At 41.2% G+C, this 1,467-nt stretch carries 2 protein-coding genes; both read right to left on the bottom strand.

Features of this window, described 5'->3' with window-relative positions:
- Window positions 1–87: 87 nt before the first annotated feature.
- Window positions 88–921: an RICIN domain-containing protein gene (locus FHS77_RS16040; RefSeq protein WP_184224913.1), complete on the bottom strand. Its 834-nt coding sequence runs from the start codon at window positions 919–921 to the stop codon at window positions 88–90.
- Between the two features lie 26 nt (window positions 922–947).
- Window positions 948–1,391 carry a DUF4424 family protein gene (locus FHS77_RS16035; protein WP_184224912.1) on the bottom strand — a complete coding sequence of 148 codons (444 nt, stop codon included), beginning with the start codon at window positions 1,389–1,391 and terminating at the stop codon, window positions 948–950.
- Between the last annotated feature and the right edge of the window lie 76 nt (window positions 1,392–1,467).

Below are 1,467 nucleotides of genomic sequence, written 5' to 3'. Positions count from 1 at the left end.
TCTGTTCGTCTGAAAACCGTGAACGCTTCATTATCCAACTCCTACCAAGGATTGGACTCTACCAAAATCTGGAGGAGTTTGCGGGTCTCACGTCAAGTGGCTAGTCCCCTCAGGTGCTGCTATTATTTGCGGGTCATTTGAAATCCGGCTTTCCTCGAAACTGTTTCTCGGCCCTACCATGATAAACAATCCATCGGCTGAAGGAGAAAGCCCCTCAACCGAAATTGAAACCTTCTCTCCCTTTCGCACGAATAGCCCACTTGGGTGATAATCCATAAGCTTCATGCGCCGCATACGTGACTTTTCGCGTGACGCTGCGGGAAGAGCCACTAATCTATATGATTTCTCGACATTATTTAAATTTGTAGAGTTATCGTTAGAAGATGCTACAGTGTAACTGTCGTTAACCGGAAAAAGTCTCCAAGTGGCATTTTCCTCAGAACTATCATCATACACAATAATCTGTGCATCATCATTTTCATCTGAGCCTGTCACATTGAGAGACATACCAGATTGCACACTTGCTATGTTTATACCGACTGTCCCTTTTTTTAGCCTCCAACCTCCTGACATTGGCCGTTTATTTAAAACGACTGCTACATCCCCATTGTCGTTATCAGCTCCCGTCCCCAGATAACCACCAAAGTATTTGGAACGAATATTATAGACACCATCTTGGTTTTTCACCGTCCGGCTAATTGTCCAAACTTGACGAATACTATCATCATCTATGTAGTCTGACTGACCTAATATGACGGAGTTTGGTGCTGCTTCGAATGCAGTTAACGCTTTAGAAGAATGCTTAGCGACGAGAAAATAATCTCCATCTGGCAAAATTTGTGAATTCGCCTTACTAATAGGCACCAAGACATTCAATAATCCAATCAAAAGAAAACGTATAATAAATTGATAAAAATTCATATGCGTGCCCCCTAAAGGATCGGGTATCATCCTTCAGTGCTTTGCTGAAACACAATAAACCGAATACTCTCTACCGGCATGAAATTACTTTTTTGGGCTTCAAATTGTGTATGATTTATTTTTCTCAATCCCTTAAAGCAAGTAGACAAAACTGCATCAGGATGCAGCTTGTCTAGAGTCATTTTAAATATTCCAATTTCCTTAGCTTTATTAGATCCAGTCTTAAAAACATATTCGGTTTCAACGGCGAACACTAAGCTATCTTCTCCTTTGCTAATGTTAGCAGAATGGACTCTTTCTAATAAGCGCTTGACTCCAGCTATTCCAGACTTATCAAGGCAATAAGGATTACCGTATCCAGCAATGATAGCTTTTAAATCATCTTGTTCACCCGTGTATAATGATACGCTATTAGCCGGCTTATATTCATAAGAAATTGTTAGCTTATCATTCGTGAGCGCGACGAACACCCCACCTTTTCTTTTGTGAATGATGCCGCGAGATAAGCTCTTTCATTGAAAGGAGCGGACCGGGATGATTGGAGAT

It is taken from the genome of Paenochrobactrum gallinarii, from assembly GCF_014205685.1.
Classification (GTDB): domain Bacteria; phylum Pseudomonadota; class Alphaproteobacteria; order Rhizobiales; family Rhizobiaceae; genus Paenochrobactrum; species Paenochrobactrum gallinarii.
This window is presented reverse-complemented; position numbering and strand designations above follow the sequence as displayed.

Excerpts from the sequence above, each read along its gene's own strand:
- FHS77_RS16040 (WP_184224913.1), bottom strand. The coding sequence starts at position 921 with ATGAATTTTTATCAATTTATTATACGTTTTCTTTTGATTGGATTATTG.